Source organism: Rhodococcus sp. NPDC059969 (genome assembly GCF_042738325.1).
Classification (GTDB): Bacteria; Actinomycetota; Actinomycetes; order Mycobacteriales; family Mycobacteriaceae; genus Rhodococcus_F.
Map to the genome: position 1 here is coordinate 1,750,700 of NZ_JBHWUF010000001.1, position 17,705 is coordinate 1,768,404.

Sequence of the window (17,705 nt, forward strand, 5' to 3'; positions counted from 1 at the left end):
TGGGAACCAGTTCGAGCTTCGTGTTTCAGGGATAGGGGAATGTCATGGCGTATGTGATCACGCAGCCGTGCTGCAACGACGCCTCGTGTGTTGACGTGTGTCCGGTCAATTGCATTCATCCGACACCGGACGAAGCTCCGTTCGCGACCACCGAAATGCTCTACATCGACCCGGACACCTGCATCGATTGTGGTGCCTGTGTGGACGAATGCCCTGTTGAGGCAATTTTTCCGGACAACGAACTCGACGAGGACGACGCGCCGTATCTGCAGATGAACGCGTCGTACTTCGAGAAGCATCCGATGGGCCCGGATTGGCCCGAGCCGATCACGATGGCCAAGATCGACCCTGAGCTGGGAACGCTGAAAGTGGCGATCGTCGGATCCGGCCCGGCCGCCTGCTACGCGGCGATGGAATTGACCGGCAAGCCTCGCGTTGAGGTCGACATGTTCGATCGACTTCCCACTCCCTACGGATTGGTGCGTGCCGGTGTGGCTCCGGATCATCCCGGAACTAAAGGCGTCACCGACCAGTTCCGTGCCGTGGTCGCGAAGAAGACCGTGCGCTGCCACTTCAACGTCGAGGTGGGCGCGCACATCTCGCACTCCGAACTCTTGGACCATCATCATGCGGTGATCTACGCGGTGGGTGCTGCGGGGGACCGCAAGCTCGAGATCCCGGGTGAGGATCTGCCGGGAAGTCACGCGGCCACGGAGTTCGTCGCCTGGTACAACGGTCACCCGGGATATGCCGACCGAACTTTCGACCTCTCCGGAGAGCGAGCAGTGATCGTCGGAAACGGCAACGTCGCACTCGACGTCGCGCGAATCCTGGTGACCGACCCTGACAAGCTTGCGAAAACGGACCTCGCCGAGCATGCATTGGAAGCGCTGCGCAACAGCAAGATTCGTGAGGTCGTCATTCTCGGACGTCGCGGGCCGGCGCAGGCCGCGTACACCAACCCCGAACTGTTGGCACTCGGACAGATGGCGGACGTGGACGTCGTGGTCGACCCGGTCGAGGCCGAACTCGACGAGGCCAGTCAGGCATTCGTGGACAGTGATGCTGCCGAGCCGTCCGTGTTGTTCAAGGTCAAGCAGGCGCAAGAATTTGCTTCACGTACTGCCGATCCGTCTCGCAAGAGGATTGTTCTGCGGTTCCTCACCTCTCCCGTCGAGATCCTCGGTGACGACGCGGTCTCTCAGGTGCGCATCGTGAGAAACGAGTTGGTTGCAACGCCGACCGGTCAACTCTCCGCCCGACCCACCGAAGCCGAGGAAACGATCGACACTTCGCTGGTGCTTCGATCCGTGGGATACCGCGGTACGCCGATGGCCGACTTGCCTTTCGACGACGCTCGCGGCGTGATCCCCAACGAGAACGGCCGAGTGATCGACACCGAGACCGGCACACCGATCCCGGGTGTCTACGTCGCGGGTTGGATCAAGCGTGGACCGACGGGCGTGATCGGCACCAATAAATACTGCTCCGCGGAGACCGTTTCGATGATCTTCGACGACTTCGCAGGTGGACGCCTTGCCGCTCCCACCGAGGATGCCGACAAGTTGCAGGTTCTGCTGGCAGACAGGTCGCCGGATCAGGTGGACTATCAGGGTTGGCAGCGTATCGACAAGGCAGAACGCGCATCCGGTGCCGCGGCCGGACGCCCGCGAACCAAACTCATCTCCATCGAATCCATGTTGGCCGCTGCCCGCAGCGAGGGATAGCAACGGTTGGGCGAACATCCGAATTGCTCGATTGCCGCATTTGTGTGTTAATGACTATGGAAATGTGCGGTTTGCTCTCTTCGGCGTGCTCGGGTGTGTAGGTGTGCGCCCGGCCGGTGCGTCCGAATGGTGCATCGGCATCGGTACCAGGCGGGTATCGATGCCGGCCGCGCACGATCCACGTGAGTACGTGGTCAGTCGAGCGAAGGTAGTGACATGGGCAGCAAACAGGGTCGTCGGACGTCGCGGGTTGCCGTGGCAATCGTCGGAGCGGTGGCTGCCGGCCTCGCTCTCGCCGGACCTTCCGCGGCTGTTCCTCTCTTTCCCGGTGGACCCGACATTCCGTTGCCCGTGATCCCCGGCGTTCCGTACCTCGACCCGGCAATTCCGGTTCCGGGCATCCCCGGTACGCCGATTCAGGCGCCCATCGGTGCACCCAACTTCTCCGCGCCGTCGCTCAACCCGTCCGCGGGCGAGACCGTCGGCATCGCGCAGCCGATCATCATTCGTTTCAACGAGGCCGTCGATGACCGTGCCACGGCAGAACGCGCTATTCGTGTGACCACCAATCCGCCGGTCGAGGGCAACTTCTACTGGATCAACAACAGTCAGGTCCGTTGGAAGCCGGCACAGTTCTGGCCGGCGAACATCTCCGTGACCGTCGACGCCGGTGATTCGCACTCCACGTTCAACATCGGTGACGCACTCGTCACCGTCGCGGACGACAACACCAAGCAGGTCACCGTCACCCGCAACGGCGAGGTGGTGCGCACCATGCCGACGTCGTTCGGCAAGCCGGGACACGAAACACCGAACGGCACGTACATCGTCGGCGAGCAGCTGCGTGACATGTACATGGATTCGTCCACGTACGGCGTTCCGATCGATTCTCCGGAGGGCTACCGCACCTACGTCGAGTACGCGACACGAATCTCCTACAGCGGCATCTTCGTCCATGCCGCTCCGTGGTCGGTTGCGCAACAAGGTTTCACCAACGTCAGCCACGGCTGCCTCAATGTCAGCACCGAGAACGCCAAGTGGTTCTTCGAAAACGCAGGCAAGGGCGACCCGGTGATCGTGCAGAACACCGCAGGTGGAGTCCTCAGCGGCGCCGACGGATTGGGTGACTGGAACCGCTAGACCTCGTCGACGAAGGCCCTGCGCGAGAAGTATTCGCGCAGGGCCTTTTTCGTGTCGCGTTCAGCTCGAGTGTCTTGTACGTTCACCATTCATTCTTTGCGGGCGGTCAGACTGCCTCAGTGAGATCGAGTCCGGAAAGAACGCTGCCCACTTCAGGCAAGCCAGGTCTGTGGGGCAGACCATGGCGTGACTACGCGCTCTTTGCGCTCTTGGTAGGTCCCAATCTCGCGTTGCTGATCTTGTTCACCTATCGTCCGTTGGTCGACAACATCCGACTTTCGTTCTTCGACTGGAACATTGCGGACCCGAAGGCGACGTTCATCGGTCTGAGTAACTACCGCGAGTGGTTCGGACGAAGCGACACCTGGCAGATCGTCACCAACACAGTGGTATTCACGTTGGTCACCGTCGTGGGTTCGATGGTCATCGGCTTGGCGTTGGCCATGCTGCTCGATCGCAAGCTCGTCGGGCGAAACCTGGTCCGATCGGCCATCTTCGCTCCCTTTGTGATCTCCGGTGCCGCGATCGGTGTGGCGTTTCAGTTCGTCTTCGACCCCAACTTCGGATTGATCCAGGATCTCCTGCACCGTGTCGGACTCCAATCGCCCGACTTCTATCAGGATCCCCACTGGGCACTGTTCATGGTGACGGTGACGTACATGTGGAAGAACCTCGGGTACACGTTTGTCATTTATCTCGCTGCGCTGCAGGGAGTTCGGCAAGAGTTGAACGAAGCCGCCGAAATCGACGGCGCCAAGCCGTGGACAAAGTTCCGCCGCGTGCTCCTGCCTCAGTTGCGCCCGACGACGTTCTTTCTCTCCATCACCGTCATGCTCAACTCGCTCCAGGTCTTCGACATCATCAACGTCATGACCCGAGGTGGCCCGCTGGGGACGGGGACGACGACGATGGTCTACCAGGTTTACAACGAGACGTTCCGAAACTTCCGGGCGGGCTACGGCGCGACGGTTGCCACCATCATGTTCTTGATCCTGCTGATCATCACCGTCTACCAGGTTCGTGCCATGGATCGGGGAGAAGAGAAATGACAGCGGTAGAGGAAAAGAAAAGCGCTGCTCCGACTTCCGTCGTCCGGCCGGGCCCGGACCGCAGGAACGTGGATCGGCGTGAGGTCGGCGTCAAGATCCTCGGCTACGCGGCAATGGTGATCGCCTTGGTCATCATCGTCCTGCCGCTGTACTGGATCGTGATGACTTCGTTCAAGGAGCGACCGGAGATCTACACCCAGCCGGCAACGTGGTGGCCGTCGTCGTTGCATCCCGAAAACTATTCCGAAGCAACGACATCGGTTCCGTTCTGGATGTTTCTGCGAAACTCGATAGTGATCACGACGATCCTGTCCGCGGCGAAGTTCGTTCTGGGGACGCTCAGTGCCTACGGATTGGTGTTCCTGCGCTTCCCGGGGAAAAACTTCGTCTTTCTCGGCATCATCGCAGCGTTGATGGTTCCGAACCAGATCACCGTGATCTCGAACTACGCGCTCGTGGCAGAGTGGGGATGGCGTAACACGTTCCAGGGCATCATAGTTCCGCTCGCGGGTGTAGCCTTCGGTACGTTCCTCATGCGCAACCATTTCCTCTCGATCCCTTCGGAGATCATCGAGGCGGCGCGGATGGACGGCGCCGGCCACTGGCGACTGCTCTGGCGCGTGGTGCTTCCCGTGTCGGGGCCGACGATGGTGGCGTTCGGCATCATCACGGTGGTGAACGAATGGAACGAGTACCTGTGGCCGTTCCTCATGTCCGACGATTCCTCGGTAGCGCCGCTGCCGATCGGATTGACCCAACTGCAGAACAACGACGGACTCACCAACTGGGGTCCGGTCATGGCAGGAACGGTGCTGACGATGCTACCGATCCTGGTGATTTTCCTTCTGCTGCAACGACACATGATCAAGGGCCTCACCTCCGGTGCGGTCAAGGGCTGACAGCTTTCCCGTCACATTTCTTTTTCGAGGAGCAGTAATGGCAAACATGAACAGGCGTGGTTTCTTGAGCCTCGGCGGAGCAATCGCCGCCGGCGCCGCACTGACCGCGTGCGCGGGTTCCGGGGGGTCGAGCGCTGATGCTGCGGGAACATCCGGTGCTGCGGGTGATTCCAACACCATCACCTTCTGGTCGAACCACCCGGGTAAGTCCACCGACGTGGAGAAGGAACTGATCAACCGCTTCCAGACCAAGTACCCGGACCTGAAGGTCAACTTGGTGGACGGTGGCAAGAACTACGAAGAGGTGGCACAGAAGTTCAACGCTGCACTCTCCGGCGGAGATGTTCCCGATGTGGTTGTGCTGTCGGATGTCTGGTGGTTCAACTATGCACTGGCCGGGGCAATCGAGCCGCTCGACGGACTCTTCTCCGAGGTGGGCGTCGACTCGGCCGACTACGTCGATTCGCTGCTCGCCGACTACCTTTTCCAGGGTAAGCACTATGCGCTTCCCTACGCTCGGTCGACGCCGTTGTTCTACTACAACAAGGCGGTCTGGTCGCAGGCCGGCCTTCCCGACCGTGGGCCCGCGACGTGGCAGGAGTTCGACGAGTGGGGACCTGAGCTGCAGAAGGTCGTGGGCAACGGCAAGTTGGCACACGGGTGGGGCAACGCGAAGGATTACCTCGGCTGGACCTACGAAGGCCCCATCTGGACGTTCGGCGGCTCGTACTCCGACCAGTGGAATCTGCAGCTCGACAACGAGAAGACCATTGCCGCAGGGCAGTTCCTCTCCAGCATGATTCACGACAAGAAGTACGCCGCGGTCTCCACCGACATCGCAAACGAATTCGGTACCGGCATTCTGGCGTCGACCATCGCGTCGACGGGCGATCTGTCCGGCATCAAGAAGACTGCGAACTTCGACTTCGGTACCGCTTTCCTCCCCGCGGTGGACGGAACTCCCGGTTGCCCCACCGGCGGTGCCGGGCTTGCGATCCCGTCCAAGATCTCCGATCAGCGGAAGAAGAACGCGCTCAAGTTCATCGACTTCATCACCAATGGTGAGAACACGGCATACTTCTCGCAGAACGTCGGCTACATGCCGGTCCGCAAGTCGGCAACGTCGGAGCCGAGCATGAAGGCGTTCCTCGACGCGAACCCCAACTCCCGAACCGCAGTGGATCAGCTTGCGCGCACGCGCTCGCAGGACTACGCACGCGTGTTCGTGCCGGGTGGAGATCAGATCATCGGTACCGGACTCGAGCAGATCGCTCTCCAGAAGGCCGACGCCGCATCGACATTCGCCGGCGTCGCGACCCAGTTGCAGCAGATCATCGACCGGCAGATCACCCCCAAGCTGCCGAAGTAGTAGGAGAGAACACTCATGGCAAACGTGCAATTCGCGGGAGTAACGCACCGCTACGAAGGAACCGATCGACCGGCAGTCGACCGTCTCGACCTCGACATCGCCGACGGTGAGTTCCTGGTACTCGTAGGACCTTCCGGTTGCGGTAAGTCCACCAGCCTGCGAATGCTCGCCGGTCTCGAATCCGCGTCGGACGGCCGGATCGAGATCGGCGGCACGGACGTCACGCACCTCGCTCCGCGAGCACGTGACGTCGCCATGGTGTTTCAGAGTTACGCGCTGTACCCGAACATGACCGTCGAACAGAACATGGGCTTCGCGCTCCAGAACGCCGGAGTGGGAAAGACGGAGCGCCGGGAGCGGGTACTCGAGGCCGCGCGGATGCTCGAACTCGAACCCTTGCTCGGGCGTAAGCCGGCAAAGCTGTCGGGCGGGCAACGTCAGCGAGTTGCCATGGGCAGAGCCATCGTTCGCCATCCCAAGGTGTTCTGCATGGATGAGCCGCTCAGCAATCTGGATGCCAAACTGCGCGTCAGTACGCGGTCACAGATCGCCGCCCTGCAACGTCGGCTCGGCACCACAACGGTCTACGTCACCCACGATCAGGTGGAAGCGATGACGATGGGAGACCGGGTGGCGGTCATGCTGGACGGTCGCTTGCAGCAGGTGGCGAAGCCGCGCGAACTTTACGACAATCCCGTCAACACTTTTGTGGCCGCCTTCATCGGGTCGCCGGGCATGAACTTGATCGAAGCGCCGGTCGAGGGCACCGTCGCAGTGGTCGGTGATTTACGGATACCGCTGCCCACCGGGGCGTCTGAGCGGGAACGGGTCGTCGTGGGAGTTCGCCCGGAGTCGTGGGATCTGGTGGGAGCGTGGCGAAGGGGCTCGCTGGCCGTGGATGCCGACCTGCTCGAAGAGTTGGGCGCCGAATCGTTCGTGTACGCGAAGGGGTCGCCGGATTGCCAGTGGCAGAGTCGATCCGGACGGATTGTCATCCGCGTCGACCGGAAGATGTCCGTGACGCCAGGAGAGTCGCTCCACCTGCTGCCCAAAGCGGGTGAGGTGTACTTCTTCTCCGCGGAGACCGGGGTCCGTCTGTAGCGATACTGTGTGCGGCATGACCGTCGCACGTTCGCTGCTGTTGTTCGTTCTCGCCGCGCTGCTCGAAATTGGGGGCGCGTGGTTGGTGTGGCAGGGAATTCGCGAGCACAAGGGATCTGGGTAGGGCTGGGCGTCATCTCGCTCGGCCTCTACGGCCTGGTCGCGACCATGCAACCTGATGCCAACTTCGGCCGTATCCTCGCCGCGTACGGCGGCATCTTCGTTGCGGGGTCGCTGCTCTGGGCAGTGGTGATGGACGGATTTCGCCCGGATCGCTTCGACATCGCCGGTGCGCTGATCTGTCTCGTCGGTGTCGGGGTGATCATGTACGCCCGGTAGGGCCTTCGGCCCCGTGCGCGCTCAGGGAGTCCAGGGGGTCCTTAAGCGCGCACAGGGGCTTGCCCCACTTACCAGATCTTCACACGCTTCTCCGGCTCCAAATACAGTGCGTCACCGGGCTTGACGTCGAACTCCTCGTGGAACGTGTCGAGGTTGCGGACGACGCCGTTGCACCGGAACTCCGGCGGCGAGTGCGGGTCGACGGCCAGGCGGCGAAGCGCTTCGGCCTCCCGAGCCTTCGTGCGCCACACCTGCGCCCACCCGAAGAACACGCGCTGCAAGCCGGTCAGTCCGTCGATGACCGGCGGTTCGGTACCTTCGGTTGCGATCTTGTACGCCGCGATCGCGATCGACAGCCCGCCGAGGTCGCCGATGTTCTCGCCGATCGTGAACTCGCCGTTGACGTGGTGGCCTGGCAGTTCCTTCGGCTCGAATTCGTTGTACTGCTCGATGAGAGCCTTTGTGCGCTTGCCGAATTCGCTGCGATCCTCGTCGGTCCACCAGTCGACCATGTTGCCGTCACCGTCGTACTTCGCGCCCTGATCGTCGAAGCCGTGACCGATCTCGTGTCCGATGACTGCGCCGATGCCGCCGTAGTTGGCAGCGTCGTCGGCTGCCGCGTCGAAGAACGGCGGCTGGAGAATGGCTGCGGGGAACACGATTTCGTTCATGCCCGGGTTGTAGTAGGCGTTGACGGTCTGCGGTGTCATGAACCACTCGTCACGGTCGACGGGGCCGCCCAGCTTGGCCAGGTCACGGTCGTACTCGGCGGCGTATCCACGACGGTAGTTGCCCACCAGGTCGGTAGCCGAGATCTCGAGACCGGCGTAGTCCCGCCACTTGTCGGGGTAACCGATCTTCGGAGTGAACTTCTCGAGCTTGGCCAATGCAGCCTCACGTGTCTGCGGGCTCATCCACTCGAGGTCGGAGATGTTGCGGCGGTACGCCTCCTGCAGGTTTGCGACCAGTTCCAGCATGCGGGTCTTCGCCTCTGCGGGGAAGTGTCGATCGACGTAGAGCTTGCCGACGGCCTCACCGAGCAGATCCTGGACCAGGCTTACCCCGCGCTTCCAGCGCTCACGGTTTTCTTCGGTCCCGGACAGCGTGGTGCCGTAGAACGCAAAGGTTTCGTCGACCAGGGCCGAATGCAGGTAAGGGGAACGGGCATGAAGCACCTTCCACGCCGCCCATGCCTTCCAGTCGTCGAGTGACTCCGACGCCCAGAGTGCGGTGAAGGTGTGCAGGAAGTCCGGCTGACGGACGACGATCTCGGCGAACTTCTCCGAATCGGCGCCGAGACCCGACAGCCACGCAGCCCAGTCCAACCCGGGGTTCTGCTCGGTCAGTTCCTCGAAGCCCACGAGGTTGTAGCTCAGATCTGCGTCACGACGCTTGACGACGTCCCAGTGCCCGGCCGCGATCTTCTTCTCGAGTTCGAACACACGCTGTGCGTCGTACCCGACGCCGGCCAGGGTGAACATCTTGTCGATGTGCGCGACGTACTTCTCGCGGATTTCCGCGTAATTGTCCTCGCGGTAGTACGACTCGTCGGGGAGGCTGATTCCCGACTGGCTGAAGTGGATCAGGTACCGCTCGGAGTTCTTGGCATCGGTGTCGACGTAATGCGAGATGGCACCGCCGACGCCGACGCGCTGGTGGCGTCCGATCACGGTGGCCAGCGACGACCGGTCCGGCGCATCGGCGACGGCGTCGAGCTCGTCGTCGATGGGGCCGAGGCCTGCGGCCTCCACGGCGTCGGCGTCCATGAAGCTCGAGTACAGGTCGCCGATGCGCTGTGCATCGGTACCGGCGGCCGAGTTGGACTCCGCGGCTTCGGTGATGATGGTCTGTACGTCTTCTTCGGCCTTGTCGTAGAGCGTCCGGAAGGCCCCGTCGACTGCGCGGTCTGCCGGAATCTCGTATTCGGCGAGCCATTTTCCGTTGACGTGGACGAACAGATCGTCCTGCGCCCGTGTGTCGCCGTCGAGGTGGGTGAGGTCGATGCCTGAGCGATGAGCCGTGGTCATTTCTCCATCCTTACACGATCATGACGAACTGCTCGGTGTGTGCGCGATCGCTCCACGCCGAGTTCATCTCTTGTGCTGGGCAACGTCGGTATGGCATGGCACGATCGAATACGTGACCAGCAGACCTGCCGCAGATCCGCACCTGCAGGACCTCGCGCGACTACGACGTGTGCGAGACCGTATCGACCGGGAGTACGCGCGGCCTCTGGACGTGGAGGCGCTCGCGCGGGGAGTGAACATGTCTGCGGGGCATCTCAGTCGCCAATTCCGTCAGGCATACGGAGAACCGCCGTACGCCTACCTGATGACCAGGCGAATCGAGCGAGCGATGGCGTTACTGCGGCGCGGAGACCTCAGTGTCACGGACGTCTGCTTCGAGGTCGGTTGCAGCTCTCTCGGCACTTTCAGCAGCAAGTTCACCGAATTGGTGGGGGTTCCGCCCAGTGTCTATCGGCGCGAGGCCGAGCAGTCGACGGCAGGAATGCCGTCCTGCGTGTCCAAACAAGTCACCAGACCGATCAGGAATCGAGAAGCGCAGACCGCGCAGCCGCAATTAACGTGATCGCCATGGACATCACCATTCACTCGAGTTTCCTTCCGCAGGACGACCCTGAAGCCGCCCTGAACTTCTATCGCGACACGCTCGGCTTCGAGGTTCGCAACGACGTCGGCTACGACGGGATGCGTTGGATCACGGTGGGGCCGCCCGGCCAGCCCGGCACCTCTATCGTGCTGCATCCGCCGGCCGTCGATCCCGGAATCACCGACGAGGAGCGCCGCACCATCATCGAGATGATGGCCAAGGGCACCTACGGCGGACTTCTCCTGGCCACCAAAGATCTGGACGACACGTTCGAGCGGCTTCAGGCCGGCGACATCGACGTCGTCCAGGAACCGACCGAGCAGCCGTACGGCGTTCGCGATTGCGCCGTCCGGGACCCAGCGGGAAACCTGATCCGTATTCAAGAACTGCGCTGAGCCCGTCAACTGCGCTGAGACCGTCGGCGATCGACTGACAGATGGAGACACGATGACTGCCTTGCACACCGCAGACAGCCACGATTTGATCCGCGTGCAAGGCGCGCGGGTGAACAACCTCGAAGACATCAGTGTCGAGATCCCGAAGCGGAGGCTGACGGTATTCACCGGCGTCTCCGGTTCGGGGAAGAGTTCGCTGGTGTTCAGTACGATCGCCGCGGAATCGCAGCGGATGATCAACGAGACCTACAGCGCTTTCGTTCAAGGATTCATGCCGACGCTCGCGCGGCCGGACGTCGATGTTCTCGACGGCCTGACCACCGCGATCATCGTCGATCAGCAGCGGATGGGAGTCGACCCGCGCTCGACCGTCGGAACCGCCACCGACGCCAACGCGATGCTCCGCATCCTGTTCAGCCGTCTCGGAAAGCCTCACATCGGTTCGCCTCAGGCGTTTTCGTTCAACGTGGCCTCGATCTCCGGAGCAGGCGCGGTCACGATGGAACGCGGCGGACGTCAGACGAAAGAGCGTCGCAGCTTCAAGATCACCGGCGGCATGTGTCCGCGGTGTGAGGGACGAGGGGCGGTCAACGATTTCGATCTGACCGCGTTGTACGACGACACCAAGTCGCTCAACGAGAGTGCGATCACGGTGCCCGGTTACAGCATGGAGGGTTGGTACGGCCGGATCTACCGCGGCTGCGGTTTCTTCGATCCCGACAAGCCGATCAAGAAGTACACCAAGAAGGAACTGAACGATCTGCTCTACAAAGAGCCGACCAAGATCAAGGTCGAAGGCATCAACCTGACGTACACGGGTCTGATTCCGCAGATTCAGAAGTCGTTCCTGGCCAAGGACGTCGACGCGATGCAGCCCCACATCCGGGCTTTCGTCGAGCGGGCGATCACGTTCACCACCTGCCCCGAATGCGACGGGACGCGACTGAGCGAGGGGGCGCGGTCGTCGAAGATCAAGGGCGTCAACATCGCCGACGCCTGCTCGATGCAGATCAGCGATCTCGCGGAATGGGTCAGCGGACTGAAGGAGCCTTCGGTCGCGCCGTTGCTCACGACGCTCGGTGAAACGCTCGACTCGTTCGTGGAGATCGGACTCGGCTACCTCAGTCTCGATCGGCCGTCGGGAACCCTCTCCGGCGGTGAAGCTCAGCGCACCAAGATGATTCGTCACCTGGGTTCCTCGCTCACCGACATCACGTATGTTTTCGACGAGCCCACCACCGGCCTGCATCCGCACGACATCGCGAGGATGAACGACCTACTGCTGCGCCTGCGGGACAAGGGCAACACCGTGCTCGTGGTCGAGCACAAGCCGGAGACGATCGTGATCGCCGATCACATCGTCGACCTCGGTCCGGGTGCGGGTAGCGCCGGCGGAAACGTCTGCTTCGAGGGCACCGTCGACGGTTTGCGTGCCAGCGACACCGTCACCGGCCGTCACTTCGACGACCGGGCCGCAATCAAAGAGACCGTGCGGGAGTCCACCGGAGCAATCGAGATTCGTGGAGCGAACTCACACAACCTGCAGGACGTCGACGTCGACGTACCGCTCGGCGTCCTGGTCGTGGTCACCGGTGTCGCCGGGTCGGGCAAGAGTTCGCTGATCCACGGCTCGCTCGCGAAACGCGAAGACGTGGTGTCGGTCGATCAGAGCGCGATCCGCGGCTCGCGTCGGAGCAACCCGGCGACGTACACGGGGCTGCTCGACCCGATTCGCAAGGCATTCGCCAAGGCCAACGGCGTGAAGCCGGCGCTGTTCAGTGCCAACTCCGAGGGCGCCTGCCCGACGTGCAACGGCAACGGCGTCATCTACAGCGACCTGGCGATGATGGCCGGCGTTGCCACTCTCTGCGAGGAGTGCGAGGGCAAGCGCTTCCAAGCCGAGGTACTCGAATACAAATTCGGTGGCAAGGACATCAACGAGGTTCTCACGATGTCGGTGGCCGAGGCCGAGGAGTTCTTCGGCGACGGTGAGGCCAAGACCCTCGCTGCGCACAAGATCCTTGTCCGACTGGTCGACGTGGGGCTCGGATACCTCACGATCGGCCAGCCGCTGACGACGCTGTCGGGTGGTGAGCGTCAGCGCATCAAGCTGGCAACGCACCTGGGGGAGAAGGGCGGCGTGTACGTTCTCGACGAGCCGACCACCGGACTGCACCTGGCCGACGTCGAGCAGTTGCTCGGCCTGCTCGATCGACTCGTCGATTCCGGCAAGTCGGTCATCGTCATCGAGCACCACCAAGCGGTGATGGCGCACGCCGACTGGATCATCGACCTCGGCCCTGGTGCCGGTCACGACGGCGGTCGGATCGTCTTCGAGGGCACTCCCGAGGAACTGGTCGCCGACGGCTCCACCCTCACCGGAAAGCACCTCGCGGCATACGTCGGCGGCTGACCTGGCTCCTACCTCAGGCGTCGATACCCAGGTTGATGACGGCGAGGTAGGAACCGTCCGACTGCTTTTCGACGGTCATGAGGCCGGTGTCGTCGTAGATGCCGTCACTGGCGTTGTTCGTGTTGTTCTCACGACCGGTGTGCTCGCTGTACGGGGACTGCGAGTACACCTCGTCGAGGAGCGTCTCGTCGAAGAAGGTCTGCGACGTGAGGACCGTTTTCTTGTCGATGTGCACCTTGACGTGGATGTGCGTCGTGCGGCCCATGTACCAGCCGGGGAAGATCGTGGTGAACTGCGCGATGCCGTTTGCATCGGTGGTCTGGGCCCCGCGTAGGTAGGTGCCGTCGTCGGTGGTGGTGGCTTCGGTGTCGCCGACGCTGTACGAACCGTCCGACGTCTCACCGGAACCACCCATGCCGCCGCCCGTCCCGCCGGGTGCGCCTGACGGAGGTTCCCCCATTCCGCCGGCCGGGGGAGTTCCGCCGCCACCGCCGCCGTTGGCGCTCAGGGAGCCGGATTCGAAACCGGAGTACACGCCGCCGGCGTCGCAGTGCCAGATCTCGACGACGGCGTTACCGACCGCGCCGATACTGCCGTCGGCGTTGCACTGGCTGTTGTCCTGCACGCGCATCGCCACCTGCAGCGTGGTGCCCGGACGGTCCTCGCGGATGTCGCCGCGAATGGAGTCGACGTCGAACCAGTAGGGGCCCTGTGTTTCTTCCTTGCTCATGACGCACTGCGGTGCTTTGGCCAGAAGTGTGGTCACGGCATCGCCGGACGTGGCCGCAGCGGAAGTGCCGGAAGCTGTTGTCGTTGATGCGGCCGCAGCCGACGTAGTCGTGGAAGTGCCACTGTTGCCGGAACAGGCTGCGATGAGCCCGCCCAGGCTGATGGTTCCGCCGAGTGCGAGGGCCCGTCGACGGCTCACGCGTAGCCGGCTTGCTTCGATGTCTTTGTTCACGCCGCTGTACCTCCATTGTGTGGGCTGTTGTCTCAATGGTGTACGGGCGACCTGGTTCGGAACTGGTTATCCGCTGTGAACTTGCTGGGAGAGCATTTGAATGCTCGAGGTGGCCCGCACGTAGACCTGTCCGCCGGCGTCGACGATGCGAGTTTCGATCAGTGCGAGCCTGCGCCCGGCACGAATCACGACGGCCTCGGCGCGCATGATCGGCCCACCGATGTCGGGGGAGCGCAGGAAGTCGATCTTGTGGTCGAGGACGCGATAATCCTGATCGGCGCTGGTCAGCGTCTGCGCTGCCAGACCGGTGATGGCATCGACCGCCGAGATGAGGACACCTCCCTGAACGGCGCCCAACGGGTTGGCCATCCAGGCAACCGGGGCGAACTCGCCCACGACGGAACCCGGGGTCACGTCGACGACCGCAAGATCGAGGAGCCCGGCGAGCGGACCGCGTTCGAGTTTGCCGTCGCGGATTCCTTCGACGACGTCGGACCCGGACAACCCGCTCAGGTTGCTTGTCTTCTCCGGCGTCGGGACGGGCAGCGGCTCGCCCTCCACGTAGTCGTCGATTCCCACGACGGGAGGACGCGAGACCACCATGGCGCGGCCGGCCATCACCGCCAGGAGCGAGCCGTTCTCGTCGCGAAGTTGACCGGACGCGAGCCCGACGCCTTCGTCGAGATGCACGAGTGTGCCGGTGGCGCCGACGTCGGCGACAGCGGGGATGTCGGCGCCCGCACTGACTGTGACCTGCGCGAGCACGGACTGATGGCCCGAGGTCAGTCCCGAGTACACCGCGCCGCCCATGGCACCGTCGATCATGACTCCGACGGAACCGAGCACGGTCTTGCCACGGTGATCGTGGAATCGCTCGCCGACGGCCTGCGCGAAGGCCAGGTCCCCGGGCACGACCGACACGGCGCGCACACCCATCAACGTGTTGAGGGGGTCAAGTTTCTTGACGGGCGCGGCGGAGTTGTCGATGCTCATGCGTCGAGTATCTCCAGCGCACCCAGTCTTGCCGAGACCGGGTCTCAACCACCGATACGTGAATGCATCTCCCAGACGAGGACTTCGGCCCCGACGTCGGAGGTCAGTTGCTGCGCACCCGAATCACTCAACCGGACGGCATCACCCTCGTACAGTGTGCCGACGCCCTCCATCTCGGCAGTACCCTGCGCGACGAAGACGTGCAGGAACGGTGCGCTGGGAAGATGTACCGAGGTGCCGGGCAGAATGCGCGCGACGTGCATGGCGGCGTTCTTGTTGTTGATGCGAATCGCCGAATGATCCTTGTAGCGGCGCATTCCGGAGGCAACCGGGATCAGACCGCCGCGCAGCAATTCGTCGTCGATCTCGAGTTGTTCGTACCCGGGAGTGAGTCCACCTTCGTCCGGGACCACCCACATCTGGATGAAATGCACGGGGTCGGAATGCTGTTCGCCGCCAATACGCCACGAATCGTTCTTCTCACTGTGCATGATTCCGGTACCGGCGCTCATGCGCTGGGCGAGCCCCGGATAGATGACGCCGGTGTGGCCGATGGAATCCTGGTGCACGAGTGAACCGCGAAGCACCCACGTCACGATTTCCATGTCCTTGTGCGGATGGGTGTCGAAGCCGGTTCCCGCCAGTACGGTGTCGTCGTTGTTGACGAGAAGCAATCCGTGATGGGTGTTGTCGGGGTCGTAGTGCTGCCCGAACGAGAACGAATGTTTCGAATCCAGCCAGGAGACGCGGGATTTCAAACGATCACCGGAGCGGTGCACATCGATGTGCGGTGTCGTCCGTGGGGCCTGTGCTCGACCAGATGCCATGGCTCCTCCTTCTGTGCCACCGGGATCCAGCACTGCCGGATCCACCACTACCGGAATCCACCCTACGACGAACCTGCTGTGTAGTCCGAGCATTGGGCGTACTCGGTGGTGTCGTCAGTTCGTCGACGCGTGCATCTCCCACACGAGTATCTCCGCATCGTCGATCCCCTCGACTCGTTGACCGCCAGTATCCTTGAGACGCAACGAATCTCCCGGACCGAGCAATCCGACTCCCTCGACGTCGACAGTGCCACTGGCAATGAAGCCGTGCACGTACGGCGCATCCGGGAGAGATACCGACCCACCGGTCTCGAGGCGAGCAACATCCAGTGCCGCATGTTTGTTGTGCAAGCTGATCGCGCTGTGATCACGATGCGCGGGCATCCCCGACGCCAGGGTGATCAGGCCACCGCCGTCGAGTTCGGAGTTGATGTCGAGTTCCTGATAGCTCGGAGTCACTCCGGATTCGTCCGGGGGTATCCACATCTGGACGAGGTGAACGGGCTCGGTGACACGTGAGCCGTCGGCCCGGAAGCGATCGTTGCGCTCGGAGTGCAGGATTCCGGTACCGGCGCTCATTCTCTGCGCGAGTCCGCGATGGATGACTCCGGAGTGCCCAGCGGAATCCTGGTGAACCAGGGATCCGCTGAGCACCCACGTCACGATCTCGGTGTCGCGGTGCTGATGAGTGTCGAAACCGTAGTCGGCTTCGATGATGTCGTCGTTGTTCACCAACAGAAGTCCGTGCGCGTACGCGGCGTGATCGAAGTTTCCGGCGAAGGGGAAACTGTGACGCGCCGTGAGCCAGCCGTAGTTGAGATGCGCACGTTCGTCAGCTCGTTGGACGACTATCGACGACATGTCAGCTCAGCGTCTCGTGTGCCGCCGGGATGGATCCGAGGCGTCCGGCCTGGAAGTCCTCGAAAGCCTGCATGACCTCGGACTTGGTGTTCATGACGAAGGGCCCGGCCATCGCGATGGGTTCGCGGATCGGCTTGCCGCCGAGGATGAAGACCTCGAGGGATTCGGTCCGTGAATCCTGGCGATCGGAAGCGGCGACGGTGATGGAGTCACCACGTCCGAAGACAGCTGTCTGTCCGACACGAATGGGCCGACGCTCGGCCCCGACCGTGCCTTCGCCGGCGAGGACGTAGACGATCGCGTTGAACTCGGGATTCCACGGAAGCGTCAGGCTCGCACCCGGGGCCACAGTCGTGTGGGAGAGCGCGATGGGTGTGTACGTCGAACCGGGTCCGGCGTGGCCGGCGATGTCTCCGGCGATGACGCGTACCAAGGCTCCGCCGTCGGGGGAGGAGAGCAATGCCACCTTGTTGCCGGTGATGTCCTGGTACCGCGGCGCTGCCATCTTGTTGTCGCGGGGCAGGTTGACCCACAGCTGGACACCGTGGAACAGGCCGCCGCTGACGACGAGGTGTTCCGGCGGAGTTTCGATGTGGAGGATGCCGCCACCCGCCGTCATCCACTGGGTGTCGCCGCCGCCGATAATGCCGCCGCCGCCGTTGGAGTCCTGGTGCTCCATGATGCCGTCGATCATGTAGGTGACGGTTTCGAAGCCGCGGTGCGGGTGCCACGGTGTGCCCTTGGGTTCTCCGGGTGCGTAGTTGACCTCACCCATCTGGTCCATGTGGATGAAGGGGTCGAGGGCGGAGAGGTCGATGCCTGCGAAGGCGCGGTGAACGGGGAAGCCTTCACCTTCGTATCCGACCGGTGCGGTGGTGATGCTCTTGACCGGGCGGTCGACTGCCGACTCTGCCGGCTCGTCGAGGCGGGGCAGGGCCAAGATGTTCTCGACTGTCACAGCAGGCATGTCGTACTCCTCGTGTCCGTGAAGCTGAAGTCGGGTAGTTGATTGTTCAACTAT

At 62.8% G+C, this 17,705-nt stretch carries 15 protein-coding genes and 1 pseudogene; 10 read left to right on the forward strand and 6 right to left on the reverse strand.

The window, feature by feature from the left end; all coding sequences use genetic code 11:
* The first annotated feature begins 44 nt into the window (after positions 1-44).
* The 7 genes and pseudogenes from ACFWAD_RS08185 (at position 45) to ACFWAD_RS08215 (ending at position 7,624) form a co-directional block, all read left to right on the forward strand.
* A complete protein-coding gene (locus ACFWAD_RS08185; protein ID WP_378542685.1) occupies positions 45-1,727 on the forward strand; it encodes an FAD-dependent oxidoreductase in 1,683 nt (560 codons plus the stop codon).
* A gap of 216 nt (positions 1,728-1,943) precedes the next feature.
* Positions 1,944-2,867 (forward strand): Ig-like domain-containing protein, encoded by a 924-nt coding sequence (locus ACFWAD_RS08190; RefSeq protein ID WP_378446693.1) that lies wholly within the window; start codon positions 1,944-1,946, stop codon positions 2,865-2,867.
* A gap of 74 nt (positions 2,868-2,941) precedes the next feature.
* On the forward strand, positions 2,942-3,916 hold the full coding sequence (locus ACFWAD_RS08195; protein ID WP_378446692.1) for a carbohydrate ABC transporter permease: 975 nt from the start codon (positions 2,942-2,944) through the stop codon (positions 3,914-3,916).
* The gene (locus ACFWAD_RS08200) at positions 3,913-4,815 is read left to right on the forward strand and encodes a carbohydrate ABC transporter permease (protein WP_378531745.1); all 903 of its coding nucleotides are present in this window, start codon (positions 3,913-3,915) and stop codon (positions 4,813-4,815) included. The genes ACFWAD_RS08195 and ACFWAD_RS08200 overlap by 4 nt, the downstream gene beginning before the upstream one ends.
* Positions 4,816-4,852: 37 nt before the next feature.
* The gene (locus ACFWAD_RS08205) at positions 4,853-6,184 is read left to right on the forward strand and encodes an ABC transporter substrate-binding protein (protein WP_378542687.1); all 1,332 of its coding nucleotides are present in this window, start codon (positions 4,853-4,855) and stop codon (positions 6,182-6,184) included.
* 15 nt (positions 6,185-6,199) lie between these two features.
* Positions 6,200-7,285 carry an ABC transporter ATP-binding protein gene (locus ACFWAD_RS08210; RefSeq protein ID WP_378542689.1) on the forward strand — a complete coding sequence of 362 codons (1,086 nt, stop codon included), beginning with the start codon at positions 6,200-6,202 and terminating at the stop codon, positions 7,283-7,285.
* 16 nt (positions 7,286-7,301) lie between these two features.
* Positions 7,302-7,624: pseudogene (locus ACFWAD_RS08215) on the forward strand (YnfA family protein).
* 68 nt (positions 7,625-7,692) lie between these two features.
* Here ACFWAD_RS08215 and ACFWAD_RS08220 read toward each other — a convergent pair.
* Positions 7,693-9,651 (reverse strand): M13 family metallopeptidase, encoded by a 1,959-nt coding sequence (locus tag ACFWAD_RS08220; RefSeq protein WP_058037706.1) that lies wholly within the window; start codon positions 9,649-9,651, stop codon positions 7,693-7,695.
* A gap of 112 nt (positions 9,652-9,763) precedes the next feature.
* On the opposite strand from ACFWAD_RS08220, the gene ACFWAD_RS08225 reads away from it, so the two are divergent.
* The 3 genes from ACFWAD_RS08225 to ACFWAD_RS08235 are packed head-to-tail and all read left to right on the forward strand — an operon-like array spanning position 9,764 to position 13,042.
* Positions 9,764-10,213, forward strand: coding sequence for a helix-turn-helix transcriptional regulator (locus ACFWAD_RS08225; RefSeq protein ID WP_030535180.1), 450 nt, complete (start codon positions 9,764-9,766; stop codon positions 10,211-10,213).
* Between the two features lie 5 nt (positions 10,214-10,218).
* Positions 10,219-10,629, forward strand: a complete 411-nt coding sequence (locus ACFWAD_RS08230) for a VOC family protein (protein ID WP_003940539.1) — start codon at positions 10,219-10,221, stop codon at positions 10,627-10,629.
* Between the two features lie 52 nt (positions 10,630-10,681).
* A complete protein-coding gene (locus tag ACFWAD_RS08235; protein ID WP_378446688.1) occupies positions 10,682-13,042 on the forward strand; it encodes an ATP-binding cassette domain-containing protein in 2,361 nt (786 codons plus the stop codon).
* 13 nt (positions 13,043-13,055) lie between these two features.
* On the opposite strand, the gene ACFWAD_RS08240 is transcribed toward ACFWAD_RS08235, so the two are convergent.
* The 5 genes from ACFWAD_RS08240 to ACFWAD_RS08260 form a co-directional block, all read right to left on the reverse strand.
* Entirely contained in the window at positions 13,056-14,003 is a 948-nt protein-coding gene (locus ACFWAD_RS08240) for an intradiol ring-cleavage dioxygenase (protein ID WP_378542692.1), read from the reverse strand.
* A gap of 66 nt (positions 14,004-14,069) precedes the next feature.
* On the reverse strand, positions 14,070-14,996 hold the full coding sequence (locus ACFWAD_RS08245) for a PaaI family thioesterase (protein ID WP_378542694.1): 927 nt from the start codon (positions 14,994-14,996) through the stop codon (positions 14,070-14,072).
* 44 nt (positions 14,997-15,040) lie between these two features.
* Positions 15,041-15,823, reverse strand: a complete 783-nt coding sequence (locus ACFWAD_RS08250; RefSeq protein ID WP_378542696.1) for a pirin family protein — start codon at positions 15,821-15,823, stop codon at positions 15,041-15,043.
* Between the two features lie 114 nt (positions 15,824-15,937).
* A complete protein-coding gene (locus tag ACFWAD_RS08255) occupies positions 15,938-16,684 on the reverse strand; it encodes a pirin family protein (RefSeq protein WP_378542698.1) in 747 nt (248 codons plus the stop codon).
* Position 16,685: 1 nt separating this feature from the next.
* Positions 16,686-17,651 carry a pirin family protein gene (locus tag ACFWAD_RS08260; protein WP_378542700.1) on the reverse strand — a complete coding sequence of 322 codons (966 nt, stop codon included), beginning with the start codon at positions 17,649-17,651 and terminating at the stop codon, positions 16,686-16,688.
* Positions 17,652-17,705: the final 54 nt, after the last annotated feature.

Excerpts from the sequence above, each read along its gene's own strand:
- ACFWAD_RS08185 (WP_378542685.1), top strand. The coding sequence starts at position 45 with ATGGCGTATGTGATCACGCAGCCGTGCTGCAACGACGCCTCGTGTGTT.
- ACFWAD_RS08190 (WP_378446693.1), top strand. The coding sequence starts at position 1,944 with ATGGGCAGCAAACAGGGTCGTCGGACGTCGCGGGTTGCCGTGGCAATC.
- ACFWAD_RS08200 (WP_378531745.1), top strand. The coding sequence starts at position 3,913 with ATGACAGCGGTAGAGGAAAAGAAAAGCGCTGCTCCGACTTCCGTCGTC.
- ACFWAD_RS08205 (WP_378542687.1), top strand. The coding sequence starts at position 4,853 with ATGGCAAACATGAACAGGCGTGGTTTCTTGAGCCTCGGCGGAGCAATC.
- ACFWAD_RS08210 (WP_378542689.1), top strand. The coding sequence starts at position 6,200 with ATGGCAAACGTGCAATTCGCGGGAGTAACGCACCGCTACGAAGGAACC.
- ACFWAD_RS08220 (WP_058037706.1), bottom strand. The coding sequence starts at position 9,651 with ATGACCACGGCTCATCGCTCAGGCATCGACCTCACCCACCTCGACGGC.
- ACFWAD_RS08230 (WP_003940539.1), top strand. The coding sequence starts at position 10,219 with ATGGACATCACCATTCACTCGAGTTTCCTTCCGCAGGACGACCCTGAA.
- ACFWAD_RS08235 (WP_378446688.1), top strand. The coding sequence starts at position 10,682 with ATGACTGCCTTGCACACCGCAGACAGCCACGATTTGATCCGCGTGCAA.
- ACFWAD_RS08245 (WP_378542694.1), bottom strand. The coding sequence starts at position 14,996 with ATGAGCATCGACAACTCCGCCGCGCCCGTCAAGAAACTTGACCCCCTC.
- ACFWAD_RS08250 (WP_378542696.1), bottom strand. The coding sequence starts at position 15,823 with ATGGCATCTGGTCGAGCACAGGCCCCACGGACGACACCGCACATCGAT.
- ACFWAD_RS08255 (WP_378542698.1), bottom strand. The coding sequence starts at position 16,684 with ATGTCGTCGATAGTCGTCCAACGAGCTGACGAACGTGCGCATCTCAAC.
- ACFWAD_RS08260 (WP_378542700.1), bottom strand. The coding sequence starts at position 17,651 with ATGCCTGCTGTGACAGTCGAGAACATCTTGGCCCTGCCCCGCCTCGAC.